General features: G+C 68.0%; 15 protein-coding genes and 1 pseudogene. 11 read left to right on the top strand and 5 right to left on the bottom strand.

The window, feature by feature from the left end:
- Window positions 1-480: 480 nt before the first annotated feature.
- The 4 genes from AC3ERS_RS23120 to AC3ERS_RS23105 all read left to right on the top strand — a co-directional run bounded on the left by AC3ERS_RS23120 (window position 481) and on the right by AC3ERS_RS23105 (window position 4,263).
- Entirely contained in the window at window positions 481-1,425 is a 945-nt protein-coding gene (locus AC3ERS_RS23120; RefSeq protein WP_431970141.1) for a coiled-coil domain-containing protein, read from the top strand.
- Window positions 1,426-1,475: 50 nt separating this feature from the next.
- Window positions 1,476-2,102 (top strand): maltokinase N-terminal cap-like domain-containing protein, encoded by a 627-nt coding sequence (locus AC3ERS_RS23115; protein WP_431970140.1) that lies wholly within the window; start codon window positions 1,476-1,478, stop codon window positions 2,100-2,102.
- Between the two features lie 69 nt (window positions 2,103-2,171).
- On the top strand, window positions 2,172-2,771 hold the full coding sequence (locus AC3ERS_RS23110; protein ID WP_431970139.1) for a DUF308 domain-containing protein: 600 nt from the start codon (window positions 2,172-2,174) through the stop codon (window positions 2,769-2,771).
- A gap of 91 nt (window positions 2,772-2,862) precedes the next feature.
- Window positions 2,863-4,263 carry a S8 family peptidase gene (locus tag AC3ERS_RS23105; RefSeq protein ID WP_431970138.1) on the top strand — a complete coding sequence of 467 codons (1,401 nt, stop codon included), beginning with the start codon at window positions 2,863-2,865 and terminating at the stop codon, window positions 4,261-4,263.
- A gap of 68 nt (window positions 4,264-4,331) precedes the next feature.
- Here the strand turns inward: AC3ERS_RS23105 and helR are convergent, their stop codons facing one another.
- Window positions 4,332-6,533, bottom strand: a complete 2,202-nt coding sequence (gene helR / locus AC3ERS_RS23100) for an RNA polymerase recycling motor ATPase HelR (RefSeq protein WP_431970137.1) — start codon at window positions 6,531-6,533, stop codon at window positions 4,332-4,334.
- Window positions 6,534-7,393: 860 nt separating this feature from the next.
- Here helR and AC3ERS_RS23095 point away from each other — a divergent pair.
- From AC3ERS_RS23095 to AC3ERS_RS23080, 4 genes and pseudogenes are all read left to right on the top strand, one after another.
- Window positions 7,394-8,779, top strand: coding sequence for a three-helix bundle dimerization domain-containing protein (locus AC3ERS_RS23095; RefSeq protein ID WP_431970136.1), 1,386 nt, complete (start codon window positions 7,394-7,396; stop codon window positions 8,777-8,779).
- Window positions 8,780-8,975: 196 nt separating this feature from the next.
- Window positions 8,976-9,731, top strand: coding sequence for a hypothetical protein (locus AC3ERS_RS23090; RefSeq protein WP_431970135.1), 756 nt, complete (start codon window positions 8,976-8,978; stop codon window positions 9,729-9,731).
- Between the two features lie 113 nt (window positions 9,732-9,844).
- On the top strand, window positions 9,845-11,068 hold the full coding sequence (locus AC3ERS_RS23085) for a DUF418 domain-containing protein (protein ID WP_431970134.1): 1,224 nt from the start codon (window positions 9,845-9,847) through the stop codon (window positions 11,066-11,068).
- A 20-nt stretch (window positions 11,069-11,088) separates the two neighbouring features.
- Window positions 11,089-11,262: pseudogene (locus tag AC3ERS_RS23080) on the top strand (tylosin resistance protein TlrC); the annotation flags it as partial.
- Window positions 11,263-11,428: 166 nt separating this feature from the next.
- Here AC3ERS_RS23080 and AC3ERS_RS23075 read toward each other — a convergent pair.
- The 3 genes from AC3ERS_RS23075 to AC3ERS_RS23065 form a co-directional block, all read right to left on the bottom strand.
- On the bottom strand, window positions 11,429-12,118 hold the full coding sequence (locus AC3ERS_RS23075) for a 2-phosphosulfolactate phosphatase (RefSeq protein ID WP_431970133.1): 690 nt from the start codon (window positions 12,116-12,118) through the stop codon (window positions 11,429-11,431).
- 43 nt (window positions 12,119-12,161) lie between these two features.
- Window positions 12,162-12,704 carry an SMI1/KNR4 family protein gene (locus AC3ERS_RS23070; protein ID WP_431970132.1) on the bottom strand — a complete coding sequence of 181 codons (543 nt, stop codon included), beginning with the start codon at window positions 12,702-12,704 and terminating at the stop codon, window positions 12,162-12,164.
- A 126-nt stretch (window positions 12,705-12,830) separates the two neighbouring features.
- Window positions 12,831-13,265 carry an ester cyclase gene (locus AC3ERS_RS23065; RefSeq protein WP_431970131.1) on the bottom strand — a complete coding sequence of 145 codons (435 nt, stop codon included), beginning with the start codon at window positions 13,263-13,265 and terminating at the stop codon, window positions 12,831-12,833.
- 186 nt (window positions 13,266-13,451) lie between these two features.
- On the opposite strand from AC3ERS_RS23065, the gene AC3ERS_RS23060 reads away from it, so the two are divergent.
- From AC3ERS_RS23060 to AC3ERS_RS23050, 3 genes are all read left to right on the top strand, one after another.
- Window positions 13,452-14,279 (top strand): alpha/beta fold hydrolase, encoded by an 828-nt coding sequence (locus tag AC3ERS_RS23060; protein WP_431970130.1) that lies wholly within the window; start codon window positions 13,452-13,454, stop codon window positions 14,277-14,279.
- 83 nt (window positions 14,280-14,362) lie between these two features.
- On the top strand, window positions 14,363-15,724 hold the full coding sequence (locus AC3ERS_RS23055) for a serine hydrolase domain-containing protein (RefSeq protein ID WP_431970129.1): 1,362 nt from the start codon (window positions 14,363-14,365) through the stop codon (window positions 15,722-15,724).
- Window positions 15,725-15,887: 163 nt separating this feature from the next.
- A complete protein-coding gene (locus AC3ERS_RS23050; RefSeq protein ID WP_431970128.1) occupies window positions 15,888-16,559 on the top strand; it encodes a DNA alkylation repair protein in 672 nt (223 codons plus the stop codon).
- 201 nt (window positions 16,560-16,760) lie between these two features.
- Here AC3ERS_RS23050 and AC3ERS_RS23045 read toward each other — a convergent pair whose 3' ends face one another.
- A complete protein-coding gene (locus AC3ERS_RS23045) occupies window positions 16,761-17,786 on the bottom strand; it encodes a fused (3R)-hydroxyacyl-ACP dehydratase subunits HadA/HadB (protein WP_431970228.1) in 1,026 nt (341 codons plus the stop codon).
- Window positions 17,787-17,939: the final 153 nt, after the last annotated feature.

Here is a 17,939-nt window from a genome sequence, read left to right as displayed (position 1 = left end):
GCACACCGCCATCTCCCCGGCTAGGGCTTTCGGGTCAGCGTCGGGTGGTGTGAGAACCCAGCAGTGGTACGGCTGTCCCAGCAATCCTAGTTTTCAGCGACTTTCGTTGACGTTACGTTTCATTTGGTGTGACCAAACGGAAACGAAACGAATGTGGCCGCATGCGGGGGAGTCTCAGATTCTGACCGCCGATAATGTTCACTTATCGGTGGTCAGAACCTCCTGTCGCGCAAAGCCCTTCCTAAGTGCCGACACGGGTTTCGTTTCGTGTCAATACGTCGAATCCAACGAAATCAACGCTACGATTCCCGGGTGTCGAGCACTTGCAGCTTTCCGGGATGCACCCGGCCCATCACGCGGGGTGGCGGCCCCGGACGTCCGTCCGAATACTGTGAACACCCCGACCACACGCGGTGGCGGGCATGGCGGGAAAGGCAACGGCTGCAACAGGAGTCGGAGACACCCGTCGCTTCTGTCACTGTGACGCCACAGGGTCCGATCACGGCCGCTCGGGCGCGGGCCGACGAACTGCTCACCCAGTTCCGTGGCCTCGCCGAACAACTGAGCAACAACCTGAATGCGGCGGTGGTGGAACTGTCCACGCTGGCCGATCCCTCGATCGCCGAGGCGCAGGTGCAGGCCGTGCAGGCCGATGCCGCCCGCCGCATCGCGGAGGCCGAGGTCGCGACGGTGGCTGCCGAGCAAGCGCGCCGGGAGGCCGAGGACGCCCGCCGGATCGCGGAATCCGCCGCCGACGACGCGGCGACCGCTGCGGAACGCGCGGAAACACTGGTCGCCGAGGCGAACACCGCGCGCGACGATGCGTTGCGCGAGGTGGAGCGGGTGAGCAAGCAGGCCGCCGACGATGTCTTCGCCGCCCGCGCCGACGCCGACGCCGAGATCCGCACGGTGCGACGCGAAGCCGCCGACGACATCGAACGCGCCCGCCAGCAGGCGACAGAGGACGTGGACAAGGCACGGCGTAAGGCTGCCGCCGAGATCGAGCAGGTGCGCAGGGAAGCCGCGCAGCAGGTCACCGCGGCGGGCGCCGAACGCGACCTCGCCGTGCAGCGCGCCGCCGACGCCGACCGCGCCATCGACCGCGCCGAACAGGCCACCGCCGAACGCGCCCAGGCTCTCGCCGAAGCCCGCGAGGAACTCACCCGCCTGCGCGGCGAACTGGACGCCACCCGAATCGAACTCACCGACCTGCGCCGCACCGCCTCCGCCGAAGCGGCCGCTCAGCGCTCGGCAGCGGCCGTATCGCTCGAGCAGGCGCGCGCCGAGGCCGGCGAGCGCATCGCCGCCCTCGATGACGCTCGCACCCAAACACTCGCCCGTGCCGAACGTGCCGAACGCCAACTCGACGAGCTGCTCGCGGCCGCGCGAGTCCCCGTCACGCCGGAACCGGTCGAGAGCTCCTGACCGAAAGCCCGAGCGCGGCCTACGATCCAGCCCGCGCGCTATGGTGCGGTATGGCTGTCATCCACCGCACGACCATGTCCCCGAGCAAGCGGGATCTGCTCACCGTCTGGCTGCCGAGCCGCCCGTGGTATCGCGGTGGGACCCGACCGCGGCCGACGAAAGTGGGCGGGTTCCGGCTCGACGACCCGGCAGGGGAGGTGGGCATCGAGTTCATGGTCGTCACCGACGATTCGGGTGTGCGACCGGTGACCTATCACCTGCCGATGACCTACCGCGGCGCCGAGCTGCCCGGCGGTGCGCACGCGCTGATCGGTACCTCGGAGCACGGTGTGCTCGGACTGCGCTGGATCTACGACGGATCGCACGACCCGGTGGCCGTCGCGCAGATCGCCGCGCTGATGAGCGGGAACGCGCAACCGCAGGCGCAGAGCCAGAGCGACACCCCGGATTCTTCGGTCGTCGTCGCGAACTCGGTATCCGATTCCGCGGTGGCGGAATTCGCGGTGGCGGACGGCGTCGACGACACCGAGATCACCGTGGTCGGCGGACCGCTCCTCCGAGTTCATCGGCGGCTCGATCCGGAAGCGCCGCCGCCGGGCCTCGCCACCGTCACCGCGCCGTGGCGGGGGCCGGGTGGCGAGGTGACGCGGTCGATTCTGCTGTCGGCGCACGGCTGATCTCCGGACCGCCTCCACAAATACGGCAAACATCAGGCTAACCATGTCTTCCGGTCATATCATGGTGCTATGCCCGGAAACGATGGTGAGGGGCGTGTGGAATCGCGGGTCCGTGGGGGACGGGAGGCGATTCTGGTCGTGGGTGTCTGCTCCGTCGCCCTCGGCGTTCTGATCGCGATCTGGCCGGAGAAGACCGTGCCGATCCTGGAGTTGCTGTTCGGCCTGTATCTGCTGGCCAACGGAGTGGCACAGCTGTGGCTCGCGATCGGCGCGCGGTTCGCGCTGCCGCTGCGGGTGCTGGTGCTCGTCAGCGGGCTGCTCTCGCTGGTGTTGGCCGTATTGTGTCTGCGCGGTGGGAATTCGGTGCTGCTGCTCTCGATGTGGATCGGGCTGAGCTGGACCATTCGCGGCATCACCCAGGCGACCGTCGCGGCGTGGGACGACGAGCAGCTCTCCGAAAGCCTGCGGCACGAACTGTTCGGGCTGTTCACGATGATCGTCGGCATCGTCGTGCTCGGTCTTCCGCTGGAGGAACTGAGCTCCCTCGGCGTGGTCGTCGGCAGCTGCCTCGCGATGCTCGGCGGGCTGGAGATCGCGCTGGTCGGCGTCGGTCGCGCCGGTCCGGTCCGGGCGCCCGGCGCAACGCGAGTACCCGTGCCGCGCAGTTGAACTGGCGGGTCGCCCGCGCAACCGGTTCACTGTCTTTATGGCACCAACGGATCAGCGGCGCAGTTCGGCACGGCCATCGGTACCGGGTTCGATGCGGTCTCCGGCGGAACTCATCGTCGTCACCCACGGCGCGGTGCGGCCCATCGGGCCGATCGCGTTGCGCGAGAACGCCGCCGGGCGATCGCATCTGGCGGCGTCGCTGCCCGGCGGCGCGCGGCTGTCCCCGATCTTCGGTCCGGGCGACCGGCTGCCCGGGCGGTTGCGCGGCACCGATCAGGAACCGGTCGCCGCGCACTACCTGAACTACTTCGCCGTGGTCGGCGTCGCCGAAGACCTCGAAGCGGTTGCCGAACAGTTGCGAGAGAACGAAGCGGTGGCCGGCGCGTACGTCAAACCACCGGCGGAACCGCCGATCGCGCCGAGGACCACGATGATGCGATCGACGGCAGCCGCCCCGCCGGAGACGCCGGATTTCCAAGCCAGGCAGGGATATCTGGACGCCGCACCGGCCGGTATCGACGCACGCTGGGCGTGGACCCGGCCCGGCGGACGCGGAACGGGCGTGCGGGTGATCGACATCGAGGGCGCGTGGCGATTCACCCACGAGGACCTCACCCAGAACCAGGGCGGCGTGATCGGCGGCGAACCCTCCGCCGACGAAGGCTGGCGCAACCACGGCACCGCGGTCGCGGGCGAGATCAGCGGCGACGCCAACATGTTCGGCATCACCGGCATCGCACCGGAGGCCACGATCCGCGCCGTCTCGGTATTCGGCCCGGGGTCGGCGACGGCGATCCGCACCGCCGCCGACGCGTTGGGTCCGGGCGACATCATCCTCATCGAACTGCACCGGCCTGGGCCGCGCCGCAACTACCAGAACCGCGCGGACCAATTGGGCTACATCGCGATCGAGTGGTGGCCCGACGACCTCGCCGCGATCCGCTACGCCACCGCGCGTGGCGTCATCGTGGTGGAAGCGGCGGGCAACGGCGGCGAGGACCTCGACGCCGCGCTGTACGACACGCGCCCGAGCGGATTCCCGGAGTCGTGGCGCAACCCCTTCCGCGGCGACGCCGACGATTCCGGCGCGGTGCTGGTGGGCGCGGGGGCTCCGCCGCCGGGCACGCACGGCAGCGATCACGGTCCGGCGCGATCGCGGCTCGCGTTCTCCAACTACGGGTCCCGCATCGACGCGCAAGGCTGGGGCCGGGAGGTGACCACCACCGGCTACGGTGACCTGCAAGGCGGAACCGACGAAGACTACTGGTACACCGACGAATTCAGCGGCACCTCCAGTGCGTCCCCCATCGTCGTGGGTGCGCTGGCGTGCTACCTGGGCATTACCTCCACGAGTTTCGAGATGCACGATCCGGCGCAGGTGCGACGGCTGCTGCGAGCCACCGGGTCCCCGCAGACCGAAGCCGGTGGACGGCCGACCACGCAGCGGATCGGGAATCTGCCCGACATCCGCGCCATGGTGGGGGAGCAGTAGCTCGTCGTCGGAGGCTCGCTCGTGCCCGGCGTGATCGAGCACGCCGGGCGTGAGCGGCCGCACGCGAATCACGCCGACCGTTGATACCCCGTCTCCGCGGGTGTCCCGGTTTCGACGAGTCCACGCAGTGCCTGCGGCAGCGGCCTCCGGTGCAGGACGCCGAGGCGTTGGGTGGCGCGGGTGAGGGCGACGTAGAGTTCGGCCGCGCCGCGCGGACCGTCGGCGAGTATCCGTTCCGGCTCCACCACCAGGACGGCGTCGAACTCCAGGCCCTTGGTCTCCGACGCTGCCACCGTGCCCGGCACACCCGGTGGCCCGATCACGATACTGGTGCCTTCGCGACCCGCTTCGTCACGGACGAATTCCTCGATGGCAGCGCGCAATTCGTCCTCGGTGACGCGCCGGGACCACGGCTGGACGCCGCACGCGCGAACCGACTCCGGCGGCGTGACCTCGGGTGCGAACTCGGCGAGCAGCGCGGCGGCGACGGTCATGATCTCCGCCGGGGTTCGGTAGTTCACCGACAGCGACCGGTAGAGCCAGCGGCCCGGCACGTACGGCTCGAGCATCGTGTCCCACGAGGTCGCCCCGGCGGCCGAGCGGCGTTGGGCGAGATCGCCGACCACCGTGCAGGACCGGCCCGGGCAACGCCGCATCAGCACCCGCCAGTCCATCTCGGACAGCTCCTGGGCCTCGTCGACCACCACATGCCGGTAGGTCCAATCCCGGTCCGCGGCAGCGCGTTCGGCGAGTTCACGGGTGTCGCGCTCGACGAAACGATCCGCGAGATCCTCGGCGTAGAGCATGTCGTGGGCGAACAGATGATCCTCGTCGTCCATCATGTCCTCGCGGCTGACCAGGATGTCCAGCACACCCGCGGCGTATTCGGCCTCGTCCTTCCGCTCCCGCTCGGCCGACCGGTCCACCGACTTGTCGGTGCCGAGCAGATCGACCAGTTCGTCGAGCAGCGGCACGTCCGATACCGTCCAGGCGTCGCCGTCGGCGCGCCACAGCGCCTCGTCGGCGCCCGCCGCTCGCAGCCGCTCGGGGGAGGCGTACAGCGATGCCAGCAGGTCTTCCGGCGTCAGTATCGGCCAGAGCTCGTCGAGCGCGGCGGTGAATTTGTCGTCACCGGCGAGCTCGGTCAGCAAGTCCGCCCGCAGTTGCTCCCACGCTTCCCGATCCTTCCAGGTCAGCCAGCCCCGGCCGATCCGCCCGATCGCCCGTTCGGTGAGCACCCACGTGACGATCTCGGTGAACACCGCGCGAGCCTCGTTGTGCGGCAGCCCGCTCCCGCGCGCCTCCTCCCTCGCCCACTCCGCGGTCTCGGCGTCGATCCGCACCGTGACGTCGGCCAGCGCGATGGGCAGCGGATGCTCGGGCAGCCGCTGCCGATCCGCGACCGCCGCCGCGAGCACGTCCAGGATCTTCAGCGAGCCCTTGAGCCGCGCGGCTTCCGGGGTGTCCTCCGCGGTGACGCGCAGACCGGGAACGAAGTCGCCGGTGGTCATGAACACCACGTTGGACTCGCCCAGCGACGGCAGCACGCGGCCGATGTGGTTCAGGAACGCCGGGTTGGGCCCGATCACGAGCACACCGTTGCGTTCCATCTTTTCCCGCTGGGTGTAGAGCAAGTACGCGACGCGGTGCAGCGCCACCACGGTCTTCCCGGTGCCGGGGCCGCCCTCGATCACCACGACGCCCGGATGATCGAGCCGGATGATCTCGTCCTGTTCGGCCTGGATCGTCGCCACGATGTCGCGCATGCCCTCGCCGCGAGGCGCATCGACCGCCGCGAGCAAGGCCGCATCCCCGCGCTCGCCACCACCGGGGCGGCCGAGCACCTCGTCGGTGAAATCGACCACTCGACGACCGCGAGCGTGGAACTGGCGGCGCCGACGCATGTTCTCCGGGCTCGCGGCGGTGGCGACGTAGAACGCGCGCGACGCGGGCGCCCGCCAATCGAGCAACAACGGTTCGTACTCGTTCGCCTCGTCGAAAATGCCGACCCTGCCGATGTACGTATGCTCGCCCGACACAGCGTCCAACCGGCCGAAACACAGCCCGTTGTCGGCCACGTCCAACCGCTTCGCCTCCTTGGCCAGCGCGCGCACCTCGAAATCCCGTTCCATGGGTGTGCCGCCGGTGCCCCGCAAGGCCGCGCTGTATCGACCCTTCACCCGTGCGCGCTCGGCATCGAGCCGTGCGTAGAGACCGGCCACGTAGCTCCGTTCGGACCGCAGTTCGTCTTCATATCCCTGAGTTGACACACACCCCTCACTTTCCCTGGCACGACGATCCCGCGCGGTCGGCGCGGGCATGGGCGGTTCAGCCGCGGATCGTGCCGCCTCTCGCTGCTCCCATTTCCGCAGGTTTCGATCTCGGCCAGCGATTGTGCGGCACGACCCGGGTCTTGCCGCAAGGCCCCCTGTGCGCTATATGTTGAAAATGGAAAGGAGTTGATGCTCCCTTTCGTTCGTCGTCCCGTTGTTGGACGGACCTCCTTTGTGAGATCGAGATCCCAGAACTGGATCGTCTTCGCGAACCGAAGAAGTCCTGGCGTCGAAGCGCGCGCGACGCTCAGGCGCGGGCCGTCGGGAGGACGCGTCCGCCCTCGAACCTGAGACGAGCTGGAGCTGACGAGTGAACCGCGGCACAAGGCCACCAAACAGGTTGCGCCGCAATCCGAACCAGTGAAGCGCCCGTGCTACGGCGCAGTCCCTCATGCGTCGTAGACCCGTCGATCAGCGAATACCAAACCGCGACAGGCGGTCTGGCTGAATCCGTGTCGATCGGTGAACCGCGGCACAACATTCGATGGCGCGCAGCCGATGTCGGATTGAACTCTGCGCGTTTGCCGAAGCCGCTGTGCGACCGGCTCCACGGCCGCGCAGTACCGAGCGCAGCGACGTCTTTCCCGCAATAGAACCCGCGCTGACCTGCGGCGAAGACGTCCGTCGGCGACCGGTGCCGCCTCACCGAAATGCGTTCACCCGCAGTCGAATCGCCCTCGCGCGGGTTTGCGCGGTGTATCGGCCGGCCGGAAATGCCGGTATGGTTTCGGCGCGCGCGAACAGGTGCTCGAATGCTGTCGCGAGATCCGATCCAGCTGTGACATCGAGGAGAACTGGTGGCTGTCGACACTGTCCGCGAAGAACAGGCGATGCGCCGGTTGACCGACAGTCTGGTCGAGAATTACACCGAGACCCACTCCGCCGAGCAGATCCACTCCGCGATCGGCTCGGCCCGGCAGCGCTTCGACGGCCGTCCGGTGCGGGAATTCGTACCGATCCTCATCGAACGGATCGTGCGCAGGGAACTCGAACCCGAACCCGCCGACACCCCGGCCGAACGCATCGACACCGCGGCGGCGCAGGCCGACGGCCCGCGCCTCGACCTCGTCGCCCGGCTGCGGCAGTCCCCGCTGAACAGCAAGCGGTCGGTCGCGCTGCTCGGCGGCGCGCTGGCCGTGGTGGCGCTGCTGGTCGTCGCGCTGGTGGCGCGACAGCCCGATCCCGCGCCCACGGCGATTCCCGGTTCCGGGCTCACCATCGTGCGCGGCGTCGTCGGATCGGAGAAGATGGCGTTCTTCGAGGACCCGCGCGTCGTGCAGGAGCTCGCCGAGCACGGGCTGAAGGCCGAGGTCGAGCCCGCGGGCTCGCGCCAGATCGCCGCGATCGACCTGACGAATCACAGCTTCGCGTTCCCGTCCAGCGCGCCCGCCGCCGAGCGGATCCAGCGGGCTCGCAATATCGCGACCAAGTACACGCCGTTCGCTTCGCCGATGGCGATCGCCACCTTCCGGCCGATTGCGGACCTGCTCACCGCGGCGGGCGTGGTACGTCCGGGTCCCGTGCCGACCTTCGATGTGGCCCGCTACCTAGACCTGGTGAGCCGCAACACCGAGTGGGCGCACCTGCCGGGCAACACCGCCTACCCGGTGCGCAAGAACATCCTCGTCTCCACCACCGACCCGCGCACCTCCAACTCGGCCGCGATGTACCTGGCCATCGCCGGGTTCGTCGCGAACGACAACGCGGTCGTGCAGGGCGCGGAGGCCGAGCAGCGGGTGCTGCCGATCATCTCGCGGCTGTTCACCGGCCAGGGGTACGCGGAGAACTCGAGCGCGGGCCCGTTCCAGGAGTACCTCACCGCCGGGATGGGGCCGACACCGCTGGTGATGATCTACGAGGCCCAGTTCGTCGAGGCGGCCGTGCAGAGGCAGCTGAAGCCGGACATGGTGCTGACGTACCCGTCGCCGACCGTCCTGTCCACCCACACGCTGGTGCCGCTGGACGCCTCCGGCGACCGGCTGGGCCGGCTGCTGTCCACCGATGCCGAGCTGCAGCGACTAGCCGCAGAGCACGGCTTCCGCACCGGTGACGCGGCACAGTTCGCCCAGGTCAGCGCCCAACACAAGGTGCCGGCGCCCGCCGATCTGATCGACGTCGTCGACCCGCCGACCTTCGAGACCATGGAGCATCTGCTCGACGGGGTCACCCACTCGTATAACTGAGGTGTTGCGTTCGGCGCTGTCGCGACGATGATTCAGTTGTAAACGGAAGTGTGACCGAGGGCCCGAGCGCCCAGCGCGCGACGGATCGGCCCTGGCGAGTAGCCGGAACGTGCGGAATCGAGTAGCCCGGCACTCGTGGCCGTGACCGGGTTTGGTGCCACTCTCCCTGTAGGGACTGGAGAGAGAGGAGCCCCCCATGTTCGGGATCCATCCCCACGCGCTGGAGCGTTCGGGCGCCATGGCGGGCACGACCGATACGCACGCCATGCTGGTGTTCGGCACCGGGGTCGACTGCTACCTGTCGCATATGCCGACGTTCGAGGCGCCGCACAACTACCAGGTGTTGCTCGCCGTCGAGCTGGACGAGCACGGGCGGCGCGCGTTGGGCGCCGACCGCAGGATCGGATACGAGGGGTTTCACACCTTCGAACCCGACTTCTTCCCGCTCACCGAGCTCGATCCGCGCGGTGAACGGCCGCGCACCGAACTGCGCGGCACCCTGTTCCGCGGTCACCTGGAACGCGGTGGTCCGATCATCGCGCGCGACGTCGTCGCCACCGTTCGCAGCGTCGAGTACTTCGCCGAACTTCAGCCGTACCGCGGCGAAGAACTGCTCACGCACCTGTGCTTCGGGCGGCCGGGCCGGTTGTATCTCGCGCATCGCATCGCGCGGCGGCCCAGCTTCGATCAGATCGTGGCCGTGCGCCTGATTCCGGGCACGGTCACCGACATGCTCGGCAGGCGGCTGCCCGACGACGTGCGTGAGGTGGGTTTCGACACCGCGCAGCCGATCATCTTGGGGCAGCGTGAATTCCACGGTCAGCGCCTGCGGACCGGTGAGATCGCGGTGGCGGCGTTCCGCGCGACCGAGTCCGTCGGCGGCGAGCAGGGGTTCCTCGCCGAACTCACCGTCGAACGCCAGATCTACCTGGAGGTAGCGGATCTCGGCTGACGCCGATCCGCGGTCAATACGCCGGAGGTCGTGGCTCGCCCTGACTTCGGCCGGTGCGCGAATCGCTCGAACGGGTGACGCGCCCCGGTCGTCGCGGCGGTTAACGTCGGATCATGTCCGGTGCCACCGAATCCGTGCTGCCCGCCGCGACCACCGGTCGGCGGATCGCGGAGGTCGACATCCTGCGCGGCTTCGCGCTGTTCGGGATTCTGCTCACCAATGTGACCGTGGCGACGGTGCTGTGGTCGTTCGACGGAACCGAGCAGGACATCCGGCAGCACTACCGGGGCACCGTCGACCACATCGTCACCGGCGTGGTGGACGCGCTGTTCTCCGGACGGTTCTACCTGCTGTTCGCATTCCTCTTCGGTTACTCCTTCACCTTGCAGATCGCGGCCGCGCAGCGGGCAGGAGCGTCGGCGAACGCACGGTTGCTGCGGCGTTGCGCGGCGTTGATGGCGATCGGACTCGCGCACGTCGTGCTGCTCTGGATCGGCGACATCCTGACCCTGTACGCGCTGCTGTGCCTGATCCTGATCATGCTGCGGAACCTGCGGCCACGCACGGCGCTGATCACCGGTGTGGTCCTCTACGCTCTGTGGTCTCTGTGGGCGTTCGTACCCGGGCCCGGCGGCGACATGTACCAGGAGTTGTCGAGATTCATCGACCTGCCCGCACTGCGCGCCGGCTACACCGGCAGCTTCGCCGACACGCTCGACATGCAACTGTCCGTAGCGCCCAGCTTCATGCTGCTCACCTGGGTCGCGCAGGGGATGACCAGTCTCGGGCTGTTCCTCATCGGCATGGCGGCGGGCAAACGTGGCCTGTTCGAGGACGCCGAGACACTGGATCGGTGGGCGCCGCGGGTGCTGGCCATCGGGCTGGCGCTCGGACTGCCCATCTCGGCGGTGACGTTCGCGAACTCGGTCGGCCTGCTGCACGCGCCGTGGTGGTGGATGGGCGTGCAGGAACTGGTGAACCCGGTGATGACCTTCGCCTACATCGCGGGCATCCTCCTGCTCGCCCGCGCACCGCGCACCGCGCGAGCCGTCGGCAGACTGGCGCCCGCGGGCAGGATGGCGGCCTCGAACTACATCGGGCAGTCGATCGTTCTCATGGTGCTCTACACCGGCTACGGCTTCGCCCTCGCCGACAAGGTGCCGCCCGCCGGGGTGATCGGGTTCGCCCTGCTCACCTACGCGGCGCAACTCGCGCTGAGCGCGTGGTGGTTGCGCGACCACCGGTACGGGCCGGTGGAGTGGTTGCTGCGGGCAGTCACCTATCTGCGCTTTCCACCGTGGCGCGATCCGGATCACGTTCCCGCGGAACGGGGTTGACGCCAACGCGATTCGGCCGTTTGCTGCTGCTCGACGAGTCGACCAACCACCTCGCCCCCGCTCTGGTGGAGGAGTTGGAGGCCGCACTGGCGGACTATCCGGGCGCGGTCGTGATCGTGACCCACGACCGGGCGATGTGTAGCCGTTTCGGCGGCATGCGAATGGAGATGTCGGGTGGCGGGCTCGCTTCGTGAAACCGGCTGGGGGACAGGGTCGTTCTACTCAGTGCTCATGCGACGTCGGGGGTGATCGGCCCGTGCTGGTCACTTACGACGCGTGAGGGCGGCTTCGGTAGTCGTGGCCATGAGCCTCAGCCAAGTCGACGGTCCGGCCTCGACGAGTGAGGCGCTCGCGCTGGCCTCATCTGCGTGGCCTTCTGGCGCCCAAGGTCATTCCCCACGCTCCGCTGGTTGCGGTCATAGCGAACGCGTGGACGTCGGCTTCCAGACAGAGCGGTACGTCGTCGGGATGCACTCCCCGGTATCCCTGTCGCAGGCCCTCTGCGAGGTCCTCGGCGGCGACCGAGCGACGCGCCCGTTCGATGAACGGCGACGGGTCTACCTCTTCGGCTGTCAGTAACTCGGCGATGTAGTGGGCGCATGCCAGGTCCTCGTCGGCGCGTCCGTTGTCCCCGGTGATCACGAACACCACCTCGCCGGGCGCCAGGCTCCGCAGGAAGCTCGCTGTCGCTTGTGCGACAACGAAACTCGCGCACAAGATCACATCTGCGCCCGCCACGGCCAGTGCGCCCGCCGTGCCCGCGGTTGTTCTCAGCACGAGGGTCCGGCCACGGAGATCCCGTGCCCTGATCTGCCCAGGTGAGTTCGCGAGATCGAAACCCGGCGCGGGCGTCCCGTCGCGCACAGCCAGCCAATCCGGATGGCGTGCCTTCGATTTCAAGGCCGCGTCATCGGTTTCAGCGAAGACGATCTTGCCCGCCCCACCGGCAAAAGCGTATGCCGCGGTGGTGAACGCACGCATGACGTCGACGACGACGGCGACCCGGGGCACAGCGGTCAGCTGCGTGAGGTCGGTGAATACACAACGCATTCAGGCATCGTCCACCAGATCGACACTGGATGCGTTGCGGCCGTTACTGATCCGTCGGGCGTAATCGCCTGTGTGTGTGAACTGGAAGCGGGAAGTAGTGGGCTGATAGCAGGGTCGAGCGGATGTCTCCGGTGAGAGCCGACGCGAGGAATTGCGTGCAGGTGTGTCCGAAGTGTTCCCAGTGGTCGCCGCGCGCCTCGTTCACCATGACGGTCCAGTCATCGGATCGCCGGCCGGGGCGGATCAGCCAGTAGAGGAGTTCACCGTTGTCGGTCGTGGCCCATGGCAGCAGCCTGGCGCCGTCTTCGTTGAGTTCGGCCGGTTTGTCCTCGAACTCCCAGAGGTCTTCCAGGACTTCGGTGTGCCAGCCCTTCCAGTCGAGAAGGTTGTAATCGTCGTTGGCACAGCCAGGTTCGAGGATGTAGAGGTAGTTGTCCCAGTAGCCGCCGCCGTAGATGCCGATCAATTCCTTGTAGTCGGCCGGAAGCTCATCACCTAGGTCCCGTTCGACGCCATCCCAGTCGATATCTCGGCGATTCGGCGGCGGCGAGACCAGTTGCCTGAGCTGCTGGACGGATTCGATCACCGGATCGGCTCCCTTGAACGTCGTCCCTGCATCACGCGCCCGCCCCTGTAGATCCCGTCACTACGCGGGGAGCCTACCAATGACCGAGCGAGCGACCTGACGGTAAACAACTACTACGTCGCGGTGTCACCAAGGAAGCGCGCCGAGCTGACGCATCAGCCCCAAAGTATCGACAACGCCCCAGGTCTCGGCGACTCGGCCGTCGACGAAGCGGAAGATGAAGATCTCGTTGTAGGTGATGGGTTTGCCGGTCGGCGGGAGGCCCATGTACTCGCCTCGGTGGGTGCCGGTGACCGTGTTCCTACTGACGACCTTGTCACCCTCCGCGATCGTGTCTTCGACCCCGACGTGGAGGTCGGGGAAAGCCAGGTGGAGCCTGCGGAACACCTCTTCGAGCGCTCGCGCGCCGGTGACGCCGACCGGCGCCGGGGTGCGGATCAGTGCGTCGGGCGCGACTACCTCGTCGATCGTCGCCGTGATGCGCTCCGTATCGTGGGAGTTGAGGGCGGCATGCAGGCGTTCCAAGGTCGCCTTGTTGCTCGTTTCTTCGTCGGTCGACATGGGGCTGGTCCTTCGGGGCGAATGGTCGGATGGGCGTCGCCGGGCCGGGCTCGACGACACCCACTAGACACCACCGCAGGGCCGGTTGTGACACCCGACGCGCACCCGATTCCGAGGCCGCGATGAATTTCCCACGCCCCGCCCGTCCACACAGTCGAAGGGACGCGTTCACACCTAGGAGACCTTATGACCGTCAGCCCTGCCGCCGTCGCCGCCACCGTCGAATTCTCCGACGTCAGCCTCTACTACGAGGTCCGCGGGAATGGTCCGCTCATCGTCTTGGCGGGCGCGCCCATGGCCGCCGCGGATTTCGCGCCGCTGGCCGACCTGCTCGCCACCGACCACACCGTCCTCACCCTCGACCCGCGCGGCCACGGTGGCAGCGTGCTCACCGATCCGCACCAGGACTCCACGCCTGAACTGCGGGGTGAGGATCTCGCCCGGCTGATCGACCACCTCGGCATCGGCCCGGCCGTGGTCGTCGGGTCCAGCGGTGGCGCGGCGAGCGCGCTGGCCCTGGTCGAGGCCCATCCTGATCTGGTCACCACGGTGGTCGCGCACGAACCGCCGCTGATCGAGCTGCTCGACGACCGCGCCGAGCTGCGGGCGGGCACCGAGGACATGATCGCCACCTACGGCGCAGGCGACGTGCTCGGCGCCTTCCGGAAGTTCCTCGCGCAGGCGAACATTCAGCTGCCGGAACCGGTACTTCAGCAGATGTTCGGCGGCGACCGCGATCCCGCCCGGGCAGCCTCCGAACGCTACTGGTTCGACCACGAGCTGCTCGGCACCGTCGGCTGGCGACCCGATCTCAACACGTTGCGCGCGACCCAGGCTCGGATCGTCATCGGTATCGGCGTCGACTCCGCCGGACAGCTCTGCGACCGCAGCAGTCGTGCGCTGGCCGCGGCGCTCGGCCTGGTACCCACACTGTTCCCCGGCGATCACACCGGATTCATCGGGGATACGTCGGCATTCGCCGCATACCTGCGCGGCGTGCTGCGCGCCGACTGACGGGCTGTCAGCCCGCCGTCGGTGCGCTGTCAGCGCCGACCGGCATCGTCATGGGCGTTCCACGAAGCGAAAGGAAACGCCCGATGTCCGATGTCACGTTGTCCGAGTTCGTCGAAGCGACCGCCACGCAGTTCGGGATTCCCGGAGTCGCGGTCGGGGTGCTGATCGACGGCCAGGACGTCTTCGCCTGCCACGGCGTCACGAGCCTGGACAACCCGCAACCGGTCGACAGCGACACGCTGTTCCAGCTCGGCTCGGTCACCAAGACCTACACCGCGACCGCGCTCATGCGCTTGGCCGCGCAGGGCCGGGTCGAGCTGGACGCCCCGGTGCGGACCTACCTTCCCGAACTCGCGCTCGCCGACGAAGACGCCGCCACCCGGATCACCGTGGCGAACCTGTTGAACCACACCGCCGGACTGGACTGGAACCTCCTCGTCGACACCGGCGACGGCGAAGACGCGCTCGCCGAATTCGTCGCCAGGCTCCCGGAACTCGGCCTGATCGCCGCGTCCGGCGCTCGTGCCTCCTACAGCCAGGCCGGATACAACCTGGCCGGACGGGTCATCGAGAAGGTCACCGGGCAGCCGTTCGAACAGGCCATCGCGGAGCTGATCTTCGCGCCGCTCGGCCTCACGCACAGCTTCTTCGCGTCGCGCGAGATCACCGCCCGCCGGTTCGCGGAGGGCCACAATGCCGAGGCTGACGGTTCGCTGACGGTTGCGCGTCTGTGGCGGCCATGGCGAGCGAACAACCCCGGCGGCGGACTGGCGTCCTCGGCGGCCGACCAATTGCGCTGGGCGCGTTTCCATCTCGGTGACGGCGGCGCGGTGTTGCCCACCGACACGCTGCGCGCGATGCGTCGTCCGACGGTCGCGCTGCGGGCGAGCACGTTCGGCGACGCCATCGGCGTCGGCTGGTTCCTGCGTGACATCGACGGCGTGCGGGCCATCGGTCACGGCGGATCCGGCAACGGGCAGTTCGCCGAACTGCTCATCGTCCCCGAACGCGATTTCGCGATCGTGGTGATGTCGAACGCGGGACCCGAGGGCATCGCCTGCAACCAGGCGATCGTGCGCTGGGCGCTCGAGCGCTACCTGCGCGTCCTCGACCGCGACCCCGAACCGATCTCCTACGACTCGTCCCGCGCCGCGGAACTGGTCGGCACGTACGCCATCGACGCCATGACCCTCACCATTGCCGCCGACGAGACCGGGCTGAACCTCGCGGTCGGGGTCAAACCGGAGATCCGCGCGGCATCGGATCAGGAAGTGCCGCCGGACTACCCGGCGGCCGCCATCGGCCTGCTGCCCGGCGATGGCGACGAATACCTCGTCACCCACGGCGGTCTGCGTGGACAGCTCGGTTTCTTCTCCCGCGACGAGAGCGGCGCGGTCGTCGGCATCGACCTCGCGGGACGGTTGTTCCAGCGCGTCGCCGCGTGAGCCGGTCTCGGCAGGCCGACGAATGTTGGCCTCGGACACCACGCGCCGCCGGTAGGGAATCCGACCCGGTCGGCCGCGCGTGGTTCAGGTCGAGAGCGGCTCCGCGTGATCGACAGCGGGAAGCCATAGGCTGAATCTCCCATGTGACGGACAGGAGGTCGAGGTGGCCGAGACGACGGTGGCCGAGGTCATGGCCGAACTGGTCGCGCTCGAGGACCCGAAGATCCGCGCGGTGAACGAGAAGCACGGTGACGATCACGGTGTGAACCTCAGCAAACTGCGCGCGCTCGCCAAGCGGCTGAAAACGCAACAGGAACTCGCGCGCGGGCTGTGGGAAACGGACGACACCGCGGCGAAACTGCTGGCAACACTCCTCTGCCGCCCGAAGACGTTCGAGCGTGACGAGTTGGACGTCATGGTGCGCCAGGCGCGCACACCCAAGGTGCACGACTGGCTCGTGAACTACGTGGTGAAGAAGAACCCGCACGCCGAAGAACTGCGCCTGGCCTGGTCCGCCGATCCGGATCCGGTGGTCGCGAGCGCCGGATGGGCGCTGACCACCGAACGCGTGGCGAAGCAGCCCGAGGGCCTCGACCTGGCAGGACTGCTCGACGTCATCGAGGCGCAGATGAAAGACGCACCGGATCGCTTGCAGTGGGCGATGAACCACTGCCTCGCTCAGATCGGGATCGAGCACGCCGAGCACCGCGCCCGTGCGATCGACATCGGTGAGCGCCTGGAGGTGCTGAAGGACTACCCGACTCCACCGAACTGCACGTCTCCGTTCGCGCCCACCTGGATCACCGAAATGGTGCGCCGACAGCACGACAAGTAGGCAGGGTGTTCGCCCCTGGCCACCAACGCCGTGATCGTCTGGGCTTGTGGCTTGCCGTGAGGAAGATGCGCCGCATAGATCAGCGCATCGATGACGAGCTACGAGTCCGCGACACCCTGTTCCGATCGCGGAGCCGCCCGGCGCCGGCAGGGCAGGGCGGCCGGTCAGCCGGCGGCGGTGTCGGAGTGCGTGGGCCGAGGACTACGCGAGACGGATATCCGCGGTGGCCAGGCCGAAGATTTTGCGTCCTGCGGACTTGGCGATGATGACGACGACGGCGGTCCTGGCCTCGGGGTCGACCGACTTGATGCGCCCGGTGAACTCGACGCTCCCGACAGTGGCGGCTTCGACGACGGTGTAGTTCGACAACCGGACCCCGTACCTGGTGATCGCGCCTGGATCGCCGAGCCATCCGGTGACGAATCCTGCTCCGAGGCCCATGGTGAGCATGCCGTGCGCGATCACATCGGGAAGACCCACTAGCGCGGCGACCTCGTCGTGCCAGTGGATGGGGTTCGCGTCACCGGAGACCCCCGCGTAATTCACCAGATCACCGCGTGTCAGTCGCACGATCCGAGCAGGAAGCTCGTCGCCGACGGTGATGTCTTCGAATCGGATTGCGGTGCGCGGGACACGCGTGCGCGAGATAGGGGACAGGCGTGGGCCGGTCTCGGAAACCGGGTCCGTCGCAGTCCGCGCCGTCGCGGCCGAGGTCGCGGTTCGAGACGACACGTTGATACCGTGCATGACCACACGTTCGATCGCGTCACTGATGCCGGCGCCGACCTCGTCGCCGGTGATGCCGACGACGGTTGTATGCATGATCTGCACCACCGCACCGGTCTGGTCGAAGAAGGTATTGGTAATCGTCAGCAAATCCTTGCCCGCTATGCGACGAACCGAAGTGATTTCGACATCACTGACCAGCCGGTCACCGGTGAGCACCGGCTTGTACATCTCGAAGACCTGATCGGTCTGCACGAACACGTCATAGCCCGTGATCACCGTTTCGAAGAGCTTACGGTTGGCCAGCATCGCGGCTATCGAGATGAATGTGGTCGGCGCGACCAAACCGGCGTAGCCGAGGTCGCCGGCGGCGCACTCGCTCCAGTGCGCCGGGTGGAAATCCTGGACAGCCCGCGCATACTCGCGGATCTTCTCCCGGCCCACCTCGTAGTAGTCATCCGCACGATAGCGATGTCCCACCAGCCCAGCCACATCGAACATTGCTTCCACCAAGCCGCTCCTCGCTCGAGATTCCATCGGGTACTCGTGATCGGGTATCCACAGAACCGAACTCATTGATGAACCCACCCTTCCACATCCGGCAGCGCCCTTGCTGAGCAGGACAAACGAACGGTCGCGAGACACACTGCGCGG

The organism is Nocardia sp. bgisy134 (assembly GCF_057708325.1).
Note: the sequence above shows the minus strand (reverse complement) of the source record. Positions and strands in the feature narration are given on the sequence as shown.